The 16,729-nt window shown below is 73.0% G+C and carries 15 protein-coding genes; 4 read left to right on the forward strand and 11 right to left on the reverse strand.

All coding sequences use genetic code 11. From position 1 onward, the window contains the following. Nucleotides 1-99 precede the first annotated feature (99 nt). The 5 genes from OC439_RS05550 to eno are packed head-to-tail and all read right to left on the reverse strand — an operon-like array spanning nt 100 to nt 4,117. Entirely contained in the window at nt 100-1,029 is a 930-nt protein-coding gene (locus tag OC439_RS05550; protein ID WP_262012749.1) for a Ppx/GppA phosphatase family protein, read from the reverse strand. A 48-nt stretch (nt 1,030-1,077) separates the two neighbouring features. Next, nucleotides 1,078-1,587 (reverse strand): amino-acid N-acetyltransferase, encoded by a 510-nt coding sequence (locus tag OC439_RS05555; RefSeq protein ID WP_135243361.1) that lies wholly within the window; start codon nt 1,585-1,587, stop codon nt 1,078-1,080. Nucleotide 1,588: 1 nt separating this feature from the next. Further along, complete coding sequence (locus OC439_RS05560; RefSeq protein ID WP_135243360.1) at nt 1,589-2,146, reverse strand: DUF501 domain-containing protein; 558 nt, start codon at nt 2,144-2,146, stop codon at nt 1,589-1,591. A gap of 23 nt (nt 2,147-2,169) precedes the next feature. After that, nucleotides 2,170-2,805 (reverse strand): FtsB family cell division protein, encoded by a 636-nt coding sequence (locus OC439_RS05565; protein ID WP_262012514.1) that lies wholly within the window; start codon nt 2,803-2,805, stop codon nt 2,170-2,172. Between the two features lie 28 nt (nt 2,806-2,833). Continuing rightward, nucleotides 2,834-4,117: a phosphopyruvate hydratase gene (gene eno, locus OC439_RS05570; RefSeq protein ID WP_013284093.1), complete on the reverse strand. Its 1,284-nt coding sequence runs from the start codon at nt 4,115-4,117 to the stop codon at nt 2,834-2,836. Between the two features lie 212 nt (nt 4,118-4,329). Here eno and OC439_RS05575 point away from each other — a divergent pair, with 212 nt between their 5' ends. Both OC439_RS05575 and OC439_RS05580 read left to right on the forward strand, forming a co-directional pair. Continuing rightward, nucleotides 4,330-5,022, forward strand: coding sequence for a hypothetical protein (locus tag OC439_RS05575; RefSeq protein WP_262012515.1), 693 nt, complete (start codon nt 4,330-4,332; stop codon nt 5,020-5,022). Beyond that, entirely contained in the window at nt 5,019-5,846 is an 828-nt protein-coding gene (locus OC439_RS05580) for an NAD(+) diphosphatase (protein ID WP_262012516.1), read from the forward strand. The genes OC439_RS05575 and OC439_RS05580 overlap by 4 nt, the downstream gene beginning before the upstream one ends. Before the next feature lie 3 nt (nt 5,847-5,849). Here OC439_RS05580 and OC439_RS05585 read toward each other — a convergent pair whose 3' ends face one another. The 5 genes from OC439_RS05585 to OC439_RS05605 all read right to left on the reverse strand — a co-directional run bounded on the left by OC439_RS05585 (nt 5,850) and on the right by OC439_RS05605 (nt 13,876). Continuing rightward, nucleotides 5,850-7,469: a DUF885 domain-containing protein gene (locus tag OC439_RS05585; protein WP_262012517.1), complete on the reverse strand. Its 1,620-nt coding sequence runs from the start codon at nt 7,467-7,469 to the stop codon at nt 5,850-5,852. Between the two features lie 402 nt (nt 7,470-7,871). Next, on the reverse strand, nt 7,872-8,861 hold the full coding sequence (locus tag OC439_RS05590) for a nucleoside triphosphate pyrophosphohydrolase (RefSeq protein ID WP_262012518.1): 990 nt from the start codon (nt 8,859-8,861) through the stop codon (nt 7,872-7,874). Continuing rightward, nucleotides 8,858-9,628, reverse strand: a complete 771-nt coding sequence (locus OC439_RS05595) for a SurA N-terminal domain-containing protein (protein WP_262012519.1) — start codon at nt 9,626-9,628, stop codon at nt 8,858-8,860. Before OC439_RS05595 ends, OC439_RS05590 begins: the two co-directional genes overlap by 4 nt. 47 nt (nt 9,629-9,675) lie before the next feature. Further along, nucleotides 9,676-13,329: a transcription-repair coupling factor gene (gene mfd, locus OC439_RS05600; RefSeq protein ID WP_262012520.1), complete on the reverse strand. Its 3,654-nt coding sequence runs from the start codon at nt 13,327-13,329 to the stop codon at nt 9,676-9,678. Nucleotides 13,330-13,744: 415 nt separating this feature from the next. Next, nucleotides 13,745-13,876 carry a hypothetical protein gene (locus OC439_RS05605; protein ID WP_262012521.1) on the reverse strand — a complete coding sequence of 44 codons (132 nt, stop codon included), beginning with the start codon at nt 13,874-13,876 and terminating at the stop codon, nt 13,745-13,747. A gap of 71 nt (nt 13,877-13,947) precedes the next feature. On the opposite strand from OC439_RS05605, the gene OC439_RS05610 reads away from it, so the two are divergent. Next, nucleotides 13,948-14,388, forward strand: a complete 441-nt coding sequence (locus tag OC439_RS05610; protein WP_262012522.1) for a cyclase family protein — start codon at nt 13,948-13,950, stop codon at nt 14,386-14,388. 143 nt (nt 14,389-14,531) lie between these two features. Here OC439_RS05610 and OC439_RS05615 read toward each other — a convergent pair whose 3' ends face one another. Next, nucleotides 14,532-15,572, reverse strand: a complete 1,041-nt coding sequence (locus tag OC439_RS05615; RefSeq protein ID WP_262012523.1) for a S66 peptidase family protein — start codon at nt 15,570-15,572, stop codon at nt 14,532-14,534. 84 nt (nt 15,573-15,656) lie between these two features. On the opposite strand from OC439_RS05615, the gene OC439_RS05620 reads away from it, so the two are divergent. After that, complete coding sequence (locus OC439_RS05620; RefSeq protein WP_262012524.1) at nt 15,657-16,685, forward strand: hypothetical protein; 1,029 nt, start codon at nt 15,657-15,659, stop codon at nt 16,683-16,685. Nucleotides 16,686-16,729: the final 44 nt, after the last annotated feature.

The raw sequence follows: 16,729 nt of genomic DNA on the forward strand, positions 1-16,729 counted from the left end.
CGCCCGTCCCGTTGACCAAGGACTTTGCGCACCCGGAGGCGTCCGGATCTGACACAAACTCCTTGATCACCGCCGAAGGGGTGGGCGAGAAGATGAGGGCTAGGCCAGGCTCCAGGCGATTCCGTCGAGGATGTCGTGCTCGGAGGCGACCACCGACGGCATCCCGGCCCGCTCCATGATCACTCGCAGCACCAGCGCGCCCGCGCCGATCACGTCGGCCCGCCCCGGGTGCATCACCGGGTACGCCAGCCGCTGCTCGCTGCTCTTGCCGAGCAGGTCGGCGGTCACCTCGGCCACCTGCTCGTACGAGACCCGGGCGTGGTGGATGCGGCTCGGGTCGTACTCCTGGAGCCCTTCGGCCAGGGCGACCACAGTGGTGACCGAACCGGCGAGCCCGACCAGTGTGGCGGCCTCGCGGCCGGGCACCGCGGCGAGCGCGCGGTCGACGGCCGCGGCGATGTCGGCCTCGGCGGCGGCGATCTGCGCCGCTGTTGGCGGGTCGCCGTGCAGGTGCCGTTCGGTCATCCGGACGCAGCCGATGTCCACCGAGATCGCGCCGCGCACGCCGTCGGCGCGGGTGCCGACGACGAACTCGGTCGAGCCGCCGCCGATGTCGACCACCAGGTACGGCGGCTCGGCGTCGCCGGGCAGGCCGCGGACCGCGCCGGTGAACGACAGCCGTGCCTCCTCGTCGCCGGTCACCACCTCGGGCGGTACGCCGAGCGTGCGCTCGACCATCGCGCGGAAGTCGGCGGCGTTGGAGGCGTCGCGGGAGGCCGAGGTGGCGCACATGCGTACCCGGTCGGCGCCGGACTTCTCGATTTCCGCCGCGTAGTCGGCGAGCGCGACCCGGGTCCGCTCGATGGCCTCCGGGGCGAGCATTCCGGTCTGGTCGACGCCCTGCCCCAGCCGCACGATCTCCATCCGCCGCGAGACGTCCACCAGTGGCGCCGCCTCCCCGGCCGACGCCTCGGGCAGGTCGGCGATCAGCAGTCGGATCGAGTTGGTCCCGCAGTCGATGGCTGCCACACGCGCACTCACGGCGCCCACCCTACGGCAGCCCGCCCCCACCCCGGCTCAGAGGCGCAGCAGCATTCGGGTGTTGCCCAAGGTGTTGGGCTTGACCCGTTCCAGGTCCAGGAACTCCGCGACACCCTCGTCGTACGAGCGCAGGAGTTGCTCGTACACCGGTTGCGGGACGGGTGCGCCGTCGATCTCGCGGAAACCGAACGAGCCGAAGAAGCCGGTCTCGAACGTGAGCACGAAGATCCGGGCGATGCCCAGCTCCCGTGCCGCGTCGATCAGCCCGCCGACGATCCGATGCCCGATCTTGTGGCCCCGGCAGGACGGGTCGACCGCCACCGTCCGGATCTCGGCCAGGTCCTCCCACATGACGTGCAGCGCGCCGCAGCCGACCACAGTGCCATCAGGCGTCACCGCGACGCGGAACTCCTGCACGTCCTCGTACAGCGTCACAGTCGCCTTGCTGAGCAGCCGCCGGTCGTCGGTGTAGGTGTCCACCAGCCGGCGGATGCCGCGCACGTCGGTGGTGCGGGCCCGGCGCACAGTGATCTCGTCGGCGCTCATCTCACTCCGCCGGCGGCACGTCCACGCAGGGGCCGGCCGCCCACCACTTCTCCACCAGCGCCAGCGTCTCGTCGCCGAACGGGTTTACCCCCGGCCCGGCGGCGAGCGCGTGCCCGAGGTGCACGTGCAGGCACTTCACCCGCCCCGGCATGCCGCCGGCCGAGATGCCGGCGATCTCCGGCACCTCACCGATCGCCTCCCGGCGGGTCAGGTAGTCCTCGTGCGCCGCCCGGTACCGCGCCGCCAGCTCCGGATCCTCCGCCAGCCGCTCGGCCATCTCCTTCATCAGCCCGGCCGACTCCAGCCGGCTGCACGCCGCGGTGGCGCGCGGGCAGGTCAGGTAGAACAGCGTCGGGAACGGCGTGCCGTCGGCCAGCCGGGGCGTCGTCTCCACCACGTCGGGCAGACCACACGGACACCTGTGGGCCACCGCGCGGGTGCCGCGAGGCGGGCGTCCGAGCTGCGCGGCCACCGCGGCCAGGTCGGCCTCGGTGGCCGGCTGGCGTTCCGGCGGGGGTACGGAGTCCGCCGCCGGCTCCTGCGGTGGTACGACGCTCAAGGTTGTGCCTCTCGAATCAAAGCTCACTTGTCCCCGCGGTCGGCGTTGGCCGCCCGCACGCTCGACCACAGGGTGTCGTACCAGGGCTCGGGCGGCTTCGGCGCCCCCGGCTTCGCGCCCTTGCCGGCGTCCTTCGCGGCGCCCTCCGGGTCGGAGAGCACCACGAGCAGCGTCTCGCCCGGCTTGCCCATGAAGAACCGCTCCCGGGCCTGCGTCTTGACGTACTCCGGGTCCTTCCACTTGGCCGCCTCGGCGGTGAGCCGGTCGATCTCGGCCCGCTGGGCGGCCTGCGCGGCTTCCATCCGCTCGATGTCGGCCTGCTGGTCCAGGTAGACCCGGACCGGATAGGTGTACGCCAGCGCGAGCGCGATCAGCACCGCGAACAGCACTGTGGCGCGCCCGGTGAAGCGCCGGGGTTGGGGTGCGGTGAGCCGCTTGACCGGGCCACCGGCGGCGGTACGCCGGGCCGCGGCGGGGCGGCTCGCGGAGCGTACGCCGTCGGTGGCACGGGACGCGCCGGGTGACCGGCCGGCGGCGCGCGCCTCCGCGCGGACGCCGTTGTCGCGTGCCGTGGACCGGACCCGGGCGCCGCCCGTCCGGCCGGGCTGACCCGGCCGACGGGCGGGCCGCTGGCCACCCGGTGTGCGGCGCTGCTGCATCGTCACACCCCTCCCCCGGAGCGCTCGCTCAGGCCGAACGGTAGCGCGGGAACGCGCCGGCACCGGCGTACCGCGCCGCGTCGGCCAGCTCCTCCTCGATCCGCAGGAGCTGGTTGTACTTGGCCACCCGGTCCGAGCGGGCCGGCGCGCCGGTCTTGATCTGCCCGCAGCCGGTGGCGACGGCCAGGTCGGCGATGGTGGTGTCCTCGGTCTCGCCGGAACGGTGGCTCATCATGCACTTGAAGCCGGCCCGGTGGGCCAGGTCGACGGCGTCGAGCGTCTCGGTGAGCGAGCCGATCTGGTTGACCTTCACCAGCACCGCGTTTGCGGCCTGCTCGGCGATGCCCCGGGCGATGCGCTGCGGGTTGGTCACGAACAGGTCGTCGCCGACGATCTGGATGCGGTCGCCGAGCGCGGCGGTGAGCGTGGCCCAGCCGCTCCAGTCGTCCTCGGCCAGCGGGTCCTCGATCGACACGATCGGGTAGTCGCCGGCGAGCTTGGTGTAGTAGTTGCTCATCTCCTCGGCGCTCTTGGCGCTGCCCTCGAACGTGTAGGTGCCGTTGTCGAAGAACTCGGTGGCGGCCACGTCGAGCGCGAAGACGATGTCGGTGCCCAGCCGGTAGCCGGCCTTCTCCACGGCCTCGGCGATCAGGTCCAGCGCGGCGGCGTTGGTGGGCAGGTTCGGGGCGAAGCCGCCCTCGTCGCCCAGGCCGGTCGACAGGTCCTTCTTCTTCAGCACCGACTTCAGCGCGTGGTAGACCTCGGCGCCCGAGCGCAGCGCGTCCCGGAACGTCGGCGCGCCGATCGGCGCGATCATGAACTCCTGGATGTCGACGTTCGAGTCGGCGTGCGCGCCACCGTTGAGGATGTTCATCATCGGCACCGGGAGCAGGTGCGCGTTCGGGCCGCCCAGGTAGCGGAACAGGCTCAGCTCGGCGCTGCCGGCGGCGGCCTTCGCCACGGCCAGGGAGACGCCGAGGATGGCGTTCGCGCCCAGCTCGCCCTTGTTGTCCGAGCCGTCGATGTCGATCATCTTCTGGTCGATCAGCCGCTGCTCGCTGGCCTCGTAGCCGATGAGCTGGTCGACGATGCGGTCCTCGATGTTGGCGACCGCCTTCTCGACACCCTTGCCCAGGTAGCGATCCTTGTCACCGTCGCGCAGCTCGACCGCTTCGAAGGCGCCGGTGGAGGCGCCGGACGGCACCGCGGCGCGGGCGATCGTGCCGTCGTCGAGCCCGACCTCGACCTCGACCGTCGGGTTGCCCCGCGAGTCCAGGATCTCCCGGGCGACGATTCCCTCGATGGTTGCCACTGAGTCGCTCCTCGTTTGTGTGGTTCCGGTCCGTATGGGCCGCGACGGTGCGGCTGAGGCAGGTGTTGAACGCAGCGTATCGGTCCCCGCCCTGCCGTACCCCGCTCGGGGCGGCCCCCGAGGCGCTTGCTGAGACGGACATTCCCGGATTACCGGTCGTCAACCGGCAACCGGTTTGCGAGACGTTGCGTCGATCGACAAGGCTGGGCATCATGCCTGCCGCCTCGACGACTCTCCGCGTGCTCGCCGCCTCGGTCATCGCGTCGCTCTCGGTCACCGGCTGTCAGGCCCTGGACGACGCGAACGTCGCACTCGGTCGCGCCGACCTGGTCAACGACCTCGCCGCGCGGATGGACCGGGCGCTGGAGCAGACCTGGGCCGCCGACTACCAGCTCGACGGCGGCCGGACCGCCTCGATCGCGCAGACCAAGAAGCCGCTGCGGTCCACGTACACCTGGCCCGGTGGCAAGATCACCGTGACCCAGGAGTCGGTGACCCGGTGCGCCAGCACCGCCGCCCGTACGTCCTGCACCGTCTCGCCACCGGTGCTCACCGCCGGCAAGCCGTCGGTGATCGTCTACGACGAGGCGCGCAAGCAGGGCCTGGTCACGCCACCCGCGGTGATCCGGCTGCTCACCGACGCGGCGCTGGCGCCGGAGGCGGTCATCGAGCAGAGCGACACCACGCTCGCCGGCCACCACGCCACCTGCGTCGACGTCACCCACGACGGGGAACGCTTCACCGCCTGCGTGACGAACGAGGGCGTCCTCGGCAGCTTCTCCGGCACGCTCGACGGCAAGCCCGCCGAGGTGACGCTGAGCCGCTACACCGAGAGCGTCGAGGCCGCCGCGTTCGCGGTTCCGGCCGGCGCCGGTGTGGTGGACCGCCGCCCGTCCACGTCGTGACCACGCCCGGGTTCCGGCCCGCGGCGGATCACGGGCGGCCGCCGCGACCGGACGACCTGGCGCTGCCGGTGGCCGGCCGGAAGCTGCTGACCGGCCCGGACGAGCAGCCACTGCGCATCGGCGGACTGCCCGGCGACCTCGCCTGGATCCCGGTCGGCACGCTCGACGGCGTCCCGGCGTGGGCGGCCGAGGTGACCGATCCGGAGTCGCTGCCCGGCCGGTGGCGCGGCTGGCGCGGCCTCGCCGCCGAACTGCCCGCACCCCGGGCCGACCTGGCCGGGCGGGCGCTCGCCGTGGTCACCTGGCGGCGTACCCACAGGTGGTGCGGGGCGTGCCGGGCCGAGCTGGCCGACGTGCCGGGCGAGACCGCGCGGCGCTGCCCGGACTGCGGGCTCACCTCGTTCCTCCCCCTGTCCGTCGCGGTGCTGACCGCGATCACCCGCCCCGGGGCGGCCGACGGCCCCGGCGAACTGCTGCTGGTCCGCCACACGCAGGGGCCGAGCGAGTTGTGGGCGCTCGTCGCCGGGTTCGTCGAGGCGGGCGAGTCGCTGGAGGCGGCGGTACACCGCGAGGTCGCCGAGGAGGTCGGCCTGACGCTGCGGCGACCGGTCTACGTGGACAGCCAGCCGTGGGCGCTGTCCGGGCCCGGCACGCTGCTCGCCGGGTTCACCGCCGAGGTGACCGACCCGGCCGCCGAACCCGTCGTCGACGGCACCGAGCTGACCGAGGCGCGCTGGTTCCCGGTGGATGCGCTGCCCGCCGAGCTGCCGCCCGCGTACTCCCTGTCGCGCTGGCTGATCGACGCGGTCGCCGCCCGGCGGTGAGCCTCACACCCCCAGCAGCGTGCGCAGGTGACGCGGCGGCGGGCAGTCGTGCGCCAGCATCGCGTCGTGCCAGTCGCGCAGCGGCACACCGTCCGGCCGGGCGGCGGCGATGTCGGCCATCTCGCTGTAGCCGACGAAGTACGTGGAGAGCTGCGTCGAGGTGAGCAGCGCCCGCCGCCACTTGCCGGCCGCCTCGCCCTCCTCCTGGAAACCGCGCCCGGTCATCAGCGCCATCGCCTCCGACTCGGGCAGGTCGTCGCAGTGCACGAGCTGGTCCAGCAGCGCGTTGATGGTCATCCGGAGCTGCATCTTGAGCTGCTGCAACCGTACCGGCAGACCGCCGAAGCCGAGCCCGGCCATCAGCTCCTCCGCGTAGACCGCCCAGCCCTCCACGAACACGCCCGACTCGGTGAGCGCGCGTACCCGGGTCGGACCGTCGTAGCGGCGGGCGTGCGCGAGCTGGAGGAAGTGACCGGGCATCGCCTCGTGCACGGTCAGGTTGCGGATCATGTGGTCGTTGTACTCGCGGTAGAACGACTCGACCCGCTGCGCCGGCCAGTCCGACGGGGTGGGCGAGATGCAGTAGAACGTCGGTACGTCGGCCGTCTCCAGCGGGCCCGGCGAGTCGCAGTAGGCCACCGCCACGCCCCGCGCGAACTCCGGCATCTCCTGGATCACGCACGGGTCGCCGACCATGCTGACCAGGTCGTGGTGGCGGACGAAGTCACTCGCCTCGTCGAGCGTGACCGAGGCGAGATCGACGATCGTGGCGTCGTCCGGGTGCTCGGCGGCGAGCAGGTCCAGCGCCCGGCGTACCGTCTCGTCGTCGGCCGGACCACCGACCAGCTCGACCGACGCCGCGCGGATCTCCTCGGTGACCCGGTCGAGGTTCGCCCAGGCGCGGCGCTGCACCTCGGCGGCGCTCAGCTCGGTGTCGAGCGTGTGCCACAGCCGCGCCTCCCACCGCCGCCGGCCCAGCCGCGGGTCACGCCCCGGGCCGGCGTCGGCGGCCAGGCCCTGCCGCAGCCAGGCGACGAACTCCTCCAGCGCGGCGATCGCCTCGGTGGCCGCCGGGCCGACCCGGTCGCGGATCGCCGGCGCCTCCGCCAGCAGGCCGGGTACCTCGTCGCGGATCAGCGCCGCCGTACCGGCGAACTGCCCGACCGCCGTCTCCGCGTGGACCCGCGGCATGTCCCGCAGCGTCGCGCGCGCCGTCGACAGCGCATCGGGTACGGCCGACAGACGCCCGGCGAGACTGGTCAGGCGCTCCTCGGCCGGGGCGAAGGGACGGGCCAGCAGGGCGTGCAGCAGCGGCCCCGGATTGTGGCGCAGCGGATCCCACTCGTGGCCGCGGATCTCGGTGGCCTCGAACAGTCCTCGGTCGACGAGGCTGGTGAGCAGCGCGTGGTCGACGCTCTCCGCCGGGTCGAGCGCGTCCGGGTCGGTCTCGGCGAGCGCGTCGGCCGCGTCCTTGAGCATCGCCTGGTCCGCGGCAAGGGCGTCGGCGGAGAGGTCGGGCAGCCGATCGTCGTAGCGGTGGTCTCCGACGGAGGTGGCCAGCCCGGGCCGGCTCTCCAGCAACGCCTCCACGATCCGCTCCGCCAGCGGCACGAACGACTCCATCCCCCGACCCTACCGATCACCCCGCCCACCCTCCCGCCTCACCGCCCCCGTTGATCAAGGAGTTCGGTCCCCGCAAGAGCCCCGCGACCCAAACCCCGTTGATCACCGCCGCAGGTCCGCCCGGAAGGCCGGCGCTTGGGTGCCGGCCGCGTGCGCGCCTCACCCCGAGGCCCGCGTAGATCTTGGACGGAAACGGCCCCCATAGGGGCACTTTCGTACCAAGATCTACGGCGATCCCGGGATGCAGACGGCGAATCTCGACTGCCGGGAGAGCCGCGGCCAAGCAAGGCCGACCAGTCGACTCGGCGATCTTGCACTTTGCGCCCGGGCAGATGGGGCATTTACGGCACAGCCTGGGCCGAAAGTGCAAGATCGCCGTGAGAGGGGAGGGGGGAGGGGGCGTCAGGCGGGGTTGGTGGGGGTGGGGCGTTCGGCGGCTCTGACTGCTTCGGCGTACGCCAAGGTGGCCCGCCGCAGGGCGGCCTCGGGGTCGATACCGGCCTGACGGGCCGCGGCGACTGTGGCCAGCAGGCTCGCGCCGAGCCGGGCCTCCGGGTCCACCTGCGACTCGGCCAGCGGGGGCGGTACGGCGAGGCCGACCCGGCCGGCCCGGTCCAGGATCTTCGCGGCCAGCGACAGCGCGGGCTGGCTCAGCGCGATGCCGTCGAGCACCGACTCACGGGTCTTCTCGGCCCGCTTGATCCGCTCCCAGTTCGCCTCGATCTCCTCGATCGAACCGGCCGGCTCACCGGAGAACACGTGCGGGTTGCGTCGCACCATCTTGTCGACCAGGGTGCCCGCGACGTCGTCGACGGTCCAGCTCTCGCCCTCCGGCAGGTTCTCCGCCAGCCGGGCGTGCAGCAGCACCTGAAGCAGCACGTCGCCCAGTTCCTCGCGGAGCGCGTCGGTGTCGTCGGCGCTGATCGCGTCGTACGCCTCGTAGCACTCCTCCAGCAGGAAACCGGCCAGGCTGCGGTGGGTCTGCGCCCGCTTCCACGGGTCGCCACCAGGGGAGGCCAGCCGGTCCATCACCTCGACCGCGTCGAGCAGCCGGGCGCCGGGCGGATCCCACGAGCCGTACATCAGCTCCAGCTCGGCCAGCCCGGGCTCGCGGGCAAGCCGCAGCCCCAGCTCACGGGCCAGCGCCTCGTCGCCGGCCGGGCCGGCCAGCCACACCGCCCCGCCGTGCGCGGCGACGGCGTCGAGCAGGGCCTGGGTCGCACCCTCGGTCACCACGCTCACCTCGGCGCCGGCCGTCCGGACCGCGCGGGTCAGCTCGCTCTCCGCACCGGCGAGGACCGGCGCGGAGCGTACGGCGTCCCAGGCGGCCGAGGTCAGCAGGCCGGCGGGCAGCCGTGGTGAGGTGACGAGCAGGACGATCCGCGCGGTCATGCGGCTCCGGGAGCCGGGGAGCCGGAGGCCGGCGCCTCGGGCGTGGAGATGTCAGTGACCGGGCCGTCCTTGCCGACGTACGGCAGGGAGTAGAAGACGAACGACTGGCCGGTGTTCACGAGCGACGGCACGCCGGTCACGCCGAACCGGGGGTTGACGCGGACATCCGACTTGTCGGCCTGCTCCTGTAGCGCGCTGCTGAGCGCGGTGGCGGTGCGGACGAAGCCGGCCTCGCCGAACGCCTGCCGGACCTGGTCGACGCTCAGGCCCGGCTGGATCGCCCCGGTCTTTTCAAGGGCGTGGTAGACGGCCATCAGGGACTCGTCGCTGAGGTCGGCCGGGGGCAGGCTCTGCTGGAGCGTGCCGGAGAGGTCGACCCACTCGCCCCACAGCTTCGTGTACTCGGTGGTCGCCGGCATGCGGAGCGCCTGCTGGATCTGCTCCGGGGAGATCTGGTCGGTGACCTGGAGGCCCTTCTCGGCCGCCACACGCTTGCCCAGGTCGATCGCGACCAGCAGGTTCAGCACGTCCTGCCGGGTCACCGAGGACCGCAGCTCCGCCGGCGACGGCGTCTGCGGGGCCTGGCTACGGACGGCGTCCGCGTACTGCCGCTGCGCGTCCTCGTAGATCGCGTCGACCCGGTCGACGGAGTACCGGGTGTCGCCGACGTACGCGGCGACGTCCGGGGCGGAGCGGCCACAGGCGGCGAGGGAGAGCGCGGCGAGGGCCGCGACGCTGACAGCGACGAGGGAACGGCGAGCACGCATGAGGGTCACTCTCTCACGCCGAGTACCGGCCTGTGACTCCGCCCACCTCATCGCGCACCCGCCCCGGACCGGGCGACACCGGCGAACTCCTCGGGCTTGCCGAGGACGTCGGCCAGGAGCTGACCGCACCACTCCAGCAGCGCCTGGTCGCGCAACGGCTCGCCGCCGATCCGCCGGGTGCTCGGCCGGGGCACGCTGACCTGGTCGAGCGCCTGCTTGTAGACCGAGTCCGGGTGGTAACGCTTGAGCCGCATCTGCTTCGAGTCGGGCAGCGGCAGCGGGCCGAACCGGATGTGCTTGCCCTGCATCGACACGTCGGTCAGCCCGTAGCGGCGGGCCAGCAGCCGGAACCGCGCCACCGCGACCAGGTTCTGCACCGGCGCGGGCGGCTCGCCGTACCGGTCGGTCATCTCGGCGACCACCTCGCGCAGACGTTCGGAGTCGCGGGCCTCGGCGAGCTTGCGGTACATCTCCAGACGCAGTCGCTCCACCGCGACGTAGTCGTGCGGCAGGTGCGCGTCGATCGGCAGGTCGACCTTGACCTCGGCCTCCTCCTCCGTGCTCTCGCCCTTGAAGGCGGAGACCGCCTCGCCGACCATCCGGACGTACAGGTCGAAGCCGACGCCCTCGATGTGGCCGGACTGCTCGCCGCCGAGCAGGTTGCCGGCGCCGCGGATCTCCAGGTCCTTCATCGCCACGTACATGCCCGCGCCGAGTTCGGTGTGCTGGGCGATGGTGGCCAGCCGCTCGTGCGCGTTCTCCGTGAGCGGCTTCTCCGGCGGGTAGAGGAAGTACGCGTACGCCCGCTCCCGGCCCCGGCCGACCCGGCCGCGGATCTGGTGCAGCTGGGCCAGGCCGAGCAGGTCGGCCCGCTCCACGATGAGCGTGTTGGCGTTCGGGATGTCGATGCCGGACTCGACGATCGTGGTGCAGACCAGGACGTCGAACTCCTTCTCCCAGAAGCCGACCATCACCTTCTCCAGCGCCTCCTCGCCCATCTGGCCGTGCGCCACCGCGACCCGGGCCTCCGGCACCAACTCCCGGAGCTTGCGGGCCGTCTTCTCGATCGACTCGACCCGGTTGTGCAGGTAGAAGACCTGACCGTCGCGCAGCAGCTCACGGTGGATGGAGGCGGCCACCTGCCGGTCGTCGTACGCCCCGACGAACGTGAGCACCGGGTGCCGCTCCTCCGGCGGGGTGGCGATGGTGGACATCTCCCGGATGCCGGTGATCGCCATCTCCAGCGTGCGCGGGATCGGGGTGGCCGACATGGCGAGCACGTCGACCGAGGCGCGCAGCGTCTTCAGGTGCTCCTTGTGCTCGACGCCGAACCGCTGCTCCTCGTCGATGATCACCAGCCCGAGCTGCTTGAACCGGGTGGACGCCTGCAGCAGCCGGTGGGTGCCGATGACGATGTCGACGGTGCCGGCGGCGACCATCTCCAGCGTCTGCTCGGTCTCCTTCGGCGTCTGGAACCGGGACAGCTGCCGGATCGACACCGGGAACTGGCTCATCCGCTCGGCGAACGTGTTGTAGTGCTGCTGCACCAGCAGCGTGGTCGGCACCAGCACCGCCACCTGCTTGCCGTCCTGCACCGCCTTGAACGCCGCCCGTACCGCGATCTCGGTCTTGCCGTAGCCGACGTCGCCGCAGATCAGCCGGTCCATCGGGACGGTCTGTTCCATGTCCCGCTTGACCTCTTCGATGGCGGCCAGCTGGTCGGGCGTCTCCTGCCAGGGGAACGCGTCCTCCAGCTCCCGCTGCCACGGGGTGTCGGGGCCGAAGTTGTGCCCCTTGGACGCCTTGCGCGCGGCGTACAGCTGGATGAGCTGCGCGGCGATCTCACGGACCGCCTTGCGCGCCCGCGCCTTGGACTTCTGCCAGTCCGAGCCGCCCATCTTGTGCAGCGTGGGCTGCTCACCGCCGACGTAACGGGAGAGCTGGTCGAGCTGGTCGGTCGGCACGAACAGGCGGTCGCCGGGCTGGCCGCGCTTGCTCGGCGCGTACTCGATGACCAGGTATTCGCGGCTGGCGCCGTTGACGGTGCGCTGCACCAGCTCGACGTACCGGCCGATGCCGTGCTGCTCGTGCACGACGAAGTCGCCGGCCTTAAGCTCCAGCGGGTCGATGGTGTTGCGCCGCCGGCTGGGCATCTTCCGCATGTCGCGGGTGGAGGTGCCCCGGCCGCCGGTGACGTCGTTGCCGGTGAGCAGGACGAACTTCGACGCCTCGTCGACGAACCCGGCGGTCAGGCAGCCGCACGACACGAGCAGCTCGCCCGGCGCGGGCGCGGCGGGCACCTCCTCGGTGAGCCGGGCGCCGAGACCGGCGTCGCGGAGCACCTCGACGGCCCGCTGGGCGGGGCCGTGCCCCTCGAAGACGAGCGCGATCGACCAGCCCTCGCCGGCCCAGCGCTTGAGGTCGTCTACCACCCGGGCGGTCTCGCCGTGGTAGAGCGGCGCCGGCTGGGCGGCCAGGCTCACCGCGATGGCGTCGTCGGGGGTGACGTCGACCTCGGCGGGCTCGTCCTCCCAGGGCTGCCGGGCCGGTGCCGCGTCCGCCTCGACCAGGCCGAACGGCGCGAGCGTCCACCAGGGCTGGCGCAGGGCGCGGGCTGCCGTGCGTACCTCGGCCAGGGTCTTGAAGGCGGCGGCGCCGAGGTCGACCGGGGCCTGGCCGCCGACGGCGGCCGCGGCCCAGCTGGCCTGGAGGAACTCCTCCGAGGTACGGACCAGGTCGTGCGCGCGGGTGCGGATGCGCTCGGGGTCGCAGAGGAGTACGTGGGTGCCGGCCGGCATGCAGTCGACGAGCAGTTCCAGCGCGTCGGCGCCGATCAGCGCGGGAGCGAGCGACTCCATGCCCTCGACCGGGATGCCCTCGGCCAGCTTGTCCAGGATCTCGGCCAGCTCGGGGTGCTCGGCGGCGAGCGCGGCGGCCCGCTCCCGCACCGCCGGGGTCAGCAGCAGCTCCCGGCACGGCGGCGCCCAGAGCTGCGCGACGCCCTCGATGGTGCGCTGGTCGGCGACCGCGAAGGTGCGGATCTCCTCCACCTCGTCGCCCCAGAACTCGACCCGGGACGGGTGCTCGTCGGTGGGCGGGAAGACGTCCAGGATGCCGCCGCGGACGGCGAACTCGCCGCGCTTGGTGACCAGGTCGACCCGGGCGTACGCCATGTCGGTGAGCCGGCGGGCCACCTCCTCCAGGTCGGCCTCGTCCCCGGCGGCGAGCTGGACGGGCTCCAGGTCGCCGAGGCCCTTGAGCTGCGGCTGGAGCAGTGACCGGACCGGCGCGACGACGACCCGCAGCGGCCCGGTGCGGCCGTGCGCGTCGGCGGCGTCCGGGTGGGCGAGGCGGCGCAGCACGGCGAGGCGCCGCCCGACCGTGTCGGATCGGGGCGACAGGCGCTCGTGCGGCAGCGTCTCCCAGGACGGGAAGACCGCCACCTGCTCCGGCGGCAGCAGGCTGCCCAGCGCGGAGGCCAGGTCGTCGGCCTCGCGGGTGGTGGCGGTGACCGCTAGTACGGGGCGGCCCGCGCCGCCGGCCGGCTCGTCGGCGGCGACCGCTGCCACAGCGAACGGGCGCAGCGCGGCCGGGGCGGTGAGGTCGAGCCCGTCGACCTGCGCGGCACCGGAGCGCGCCAGGTCACGCGCCCGGGCCAGCCCCGGGTCGGCCAGGGCGGCGGAGAAGAGTCCGGTGAGCATCAGTGATCACTTCCAGCGGATCGACACACGACGACGACCCCGCGTCCAGCCGGACGGGGGGTGCACCGTTCGAGCCTATCCCTCTCCACCGACGATCCGGGTCCGCCCGATCTTCGATCTTGACCGGCGGCGACCGGGCGTGGTGCGGTGGGCGGATGGTCGAGTATCGGACGGTCTTCGACGCCGAGGTGCTTTTCTCCAACGGCGGTGGTCTGCGCACCGACGGGTTCCGGCTGGACGTGCCGCACCCGGACGTCACCGACGACGAGGTGGCCGCGCTGCTGGTCCGGCACCTGGGGCTGCTCATGGTCGGCGAGGTACGGATCACCAACCGGACCGTCGTCGAGGAGCCGCACAAGGGCGGGCGTGGGGTGGCCGCACCGGCCGGCGGCGGGCGGAAGCTCGTCGAACTGAGTCACGTGGTCACCGACGGCATGGTCACGCTGCCCGGCTGGCCCGCCCCGAAGGTCACCGACTGGCTGACCCGGGAGGCGTCCCGGGGCCGGTACGCGCCCGGTGTCGAGTTCCACGTCGCGCGGATCGACATGATCGCCAACACCGGCACGTACGTGGGACACGCCGTCGCACCGCTTCGCCGACGGCCCGGACCTGACCGGAATGCCGCTGGACCGCCTCGCCGACCTGCCCGGCCTGGTGGTACGCGTGCCGGCCGGCACCCGGGCGGTGGACCGGCTGATGCTCGCCCCGTACGACGTGGCCGGGTGCGCGGTGCTGCTGCACACCGGCTGGGACGCGCACTTCGGCACCGACGCGTACGCCGCTCCGGAGGCGCCCTACCTGACCGGTGACGGCGCGCAGTGGCTGGCCGAGGCGGGCGCGGCGCTCGTCGGCATCGACTCGATCAACATCGACGACATGACTCCGGCGGCAGCGGGTCAGCGCCCGGCGCACACCGGTCTGCTGGCCGCCGGCATCCCGATCGTGGAGCACCTGACCGGCCTGGACGCCCTGCCGCCGACCGGCTTCCGGTTCACCGCCGCACCGCCGCGGGTGGCCGGGATGGGCACGTTCCCGGTCCGCGCCTTCGCGATCGTCTGATCCTCGCGTGCAAGATCCACTCCACTTCCCCGAAATGGCGGGGTTCAACGCCCTCCAATGCCGCCACCTCGGCGAAACGGAGTGGATCTTGCCTGCGTCGCCCACGCCGCCAACCGAGGGGTGAGGCGGCGGGTGAAGGCGGGTCAGTAGCGCACGGCGATGCGGCGCTCCACCGCGTCCACCCGGATCTCGCCGCCGTACGGGATGATCACCTGCGGGTCGGTGTGGCCCAGGTCGACGTCGAAGACCACCACCGGGTCGCCGGCGTAGGGGGCGAGCGCCGACAGGATCGCCGCCCGCTGGTCGGCGGCCCAGGCAAGCCGCTGCGCGACCGTGTGCGGCCGGTCGAAGTCCCACGCCTTGGGGCGGCCCACCACGATCGCCGGTACGGCGGCGAGCAGACCCCGCTCGCCCATGTTGCGCACGATCCGGAATACCTCCTGCGCGGGCGGCATCTCCTCCGACGTCTCCAGCACCAGTACCGAGCCGGCCAGGTCGGCCGCGCGCGGAACGCGGTCGGTCGCCATCAGCCAGTGCAGGATCTCCAGATTGCCGCCCCACGTCCGGCCCTGCACCACCCGGGCCGGGCCGTGCCAGCGCCAGCCCTCGGACGGGTACATCGGCGGTTCCTCGGCCAGCGTGGCCGGGTCGCGCCAGTCGCGCGGCTCGTCGCCCCACTCAGTCGCGGCGGTCAGCTCGTACCAGCCGGTGGTGAACAGCGCGGCGCGCAGCGAGTCGAGCGTGAGCGGGTGCGGCTTTCCGGAGCGCCCGAGGTGCACCAGCACGGAGCCGCCGTGGTAGCCGACGACGCCCAGCCGGTACAGGTGGTTGAGCACGTTCGTGTTGTCCGAGTAGCCGAAGTACGGCTTCGGGTTCGCCCGCAACACCTCGTCGTCCAGGTACGGGGTGACGGTGATCAGGTCGTCCCCGCCGACCGTCGCCAGCACGGCGGTGATCGTCGGGTCGGCGAACGCGGCGGTCAGGTCACGCGCCCGGTCACGCGGGTCGGCGCCCATGACGCGGGTGGTCGGGTACTCCACCGGTTCCAGACCCATCTCGTCGCGGAGCCGGCGCAGGCCCAGCTCGTACACATGGGGGAAGAGACCCGGCAGGCCGGCGGAGGGTGACACGACCGCGACCCGGTCGCCGGGCTGCGGTTTGGCGGGATAGACAGGCACCGTCATGGCCCGACGCTATCGGCCCGGACCAGCGGTTTTCGCCCGACGAAACCCCATGAGCCGGGAATATGCCCGCAATAGGCTGTGGCCGTGGACGACGAGCCGGAGCTGCGTACCCGGGACTGGCTGCCCCGCACGGCGGCGCTGATCCTCGGCACCCTGGCGCTGGCGAGCGCGTTCATCGCCGCCTACGTCGGCGCGCTGCACAAGCCCAATCCGCGCGACGTGCCGGTCGCCGTGGTCACGAGCGACCAGCAGGCCGAGGCCGTGATGTCCGCCGTCCGCGCCCGCACCGACACGATCAAACCCGTCGGGTACGACAGCCGCGGCGCCGCCCAGGACGGCCTCACCGACAGATCGGTGTACGCGGTGCTCAGCTCCGCCCCGGGCGGCGGCCTGACGCTCGCCACCGCCAGCGCGGGCGCGCCCGCCGCCACCGAACTCGTCACCGACGTGTTCACCGAGGCGGCCCGGCAGGCCGGGGTGCCGCTGGAGGTCACCGACGACATGCCGGTCTCCGCCGACGACCCGCGCGGCCTGGTCCCGTTCTACCTGGCCGTCGGCGTGGTGCTCGGCGGCTACCTGGCGTCCACGGCGCTCGGCATCTCACTCGGGACCAGCCCGCGCGACCTGCGCCGGGCCGGGCTGCGGATCGCCACGCTCGCGGTGCACGCGATCCTGCTCGGCGTCATCGGGGCGATCCTCGTCGGGCCGGTGCTCGGCGTGTTCCCCGATCAGGTGGCGACGGTGGCGGCGGTCGGCGCGCTCGCCGCGTTCGCGGCCGGGATGGTCGCCGCCGCCGTCCAGGGCTGGCTCGGGCTGCTCGGCACCGGCATCGTGATCCTGCTGCTCGTGGTGCTCGGCAACCCCGGCTCCGGCGGCATCTACGCGCCCGAGTTCCTGCCGCCGTTCCTGCGCGGGATGCACCGCTGGAACGTGCCAGGCCTCGCCACCGACCTGTTCAAGTCGGCGATCTACTTCGACTGGCGTGGCGGCGGCTGGGCACTGGCCGGGCTGCTGATCTGGGTGGCCGCCGGCCTGGCCGGTCTGCTCACCACGACGATGTTCCGCGCCCGCCGGCGACCTGCGCCGGGACGGCACGCCGTCGAGCGGGGCTGACCGGCGGGCCGTCCCAGAGTGCAGATCATCACGCCGTCCCCCTC

The sequence above is a fragment of the Micromonospora sp. Mcm103 genome, from assembly GCF_024519755.1.
Lineage (GTDB): Bacteria > Actinomycetota > Actinomycetes > Mycobacteriales > Micromonosporaceae > Micromonospora > Micromonospora aurantiaca.

Coding starts and splice junctions, on each gene's coding strand:
- OC439_RS05615 (WP_262012523.1), bottom strand. CDS start 15,572: ATGACGGTGCCTGTCTATCCCGCCAAACCGCAGCCCGGCGACCGGGTC.
- OC439_RS05595 (WP_262012519.1), bottom strand. CDS start 9,628: ATGCGTGCTCGCCGTTCCCTCGTCGCTGTCAGCGTCGCGGCCCTCGCC.
- OC439_RS05585 (WP_262012517.1), bottom strand. CDS start 7,469: ATGGAGTCGTTCGTGCCGCTGGCGGAGCGGATCGTGGAGGCGTTGCTG.
- OC439_RS05565 (WP_262012514.1), bottom strand. CDS start 2,805: ATGCAGCAGCGCCGCACACCGGGTGGCCAGCGGCCCGCCCGTCGGCCG.
- OC439_RS05610 (WP_262012522.1), top strand. CDS start 13,948: ATGCCGCTGGACCGCCTCGCCGACCTGCCCGGCCTGGTGGTACGCGTG.
- OC439_RS05555 (WP_135243361.1), bottom strand. CDS start 1,587: ATGAGCGCCGACGAGATCACTGTGCGCCGGGCCCGCACCACCGACGTG.
- OC439_RS05590 (WP_262012518.1), bottom strand. CDS start 8,861: ATGACCGCGCGGATCGTCCTGCTCGTCACCTCACCACGGCTGCCCGCC.
- OC439_RS05575 (WP_262012515.1), top strand. CDS start 4,330: ATGCCTGCCGCCTCGACGACTCTCCGCGTGCTCGCCGCCTCGGTCATC.
- OC439_RS05605 (WP_262012521.1), bottom strand. CDS start 13,876: ATGTCGATCCGCGCGACGTGGAACTCGACACCGGGCGCGTACCGGCCC.
- mfd (WP_262012520.1), bottom strand. CDS start 13,329: ATGCTCACCGGACTCTTCTCCGCCGCCCTGGCCGACCCGGGGCTGGCC.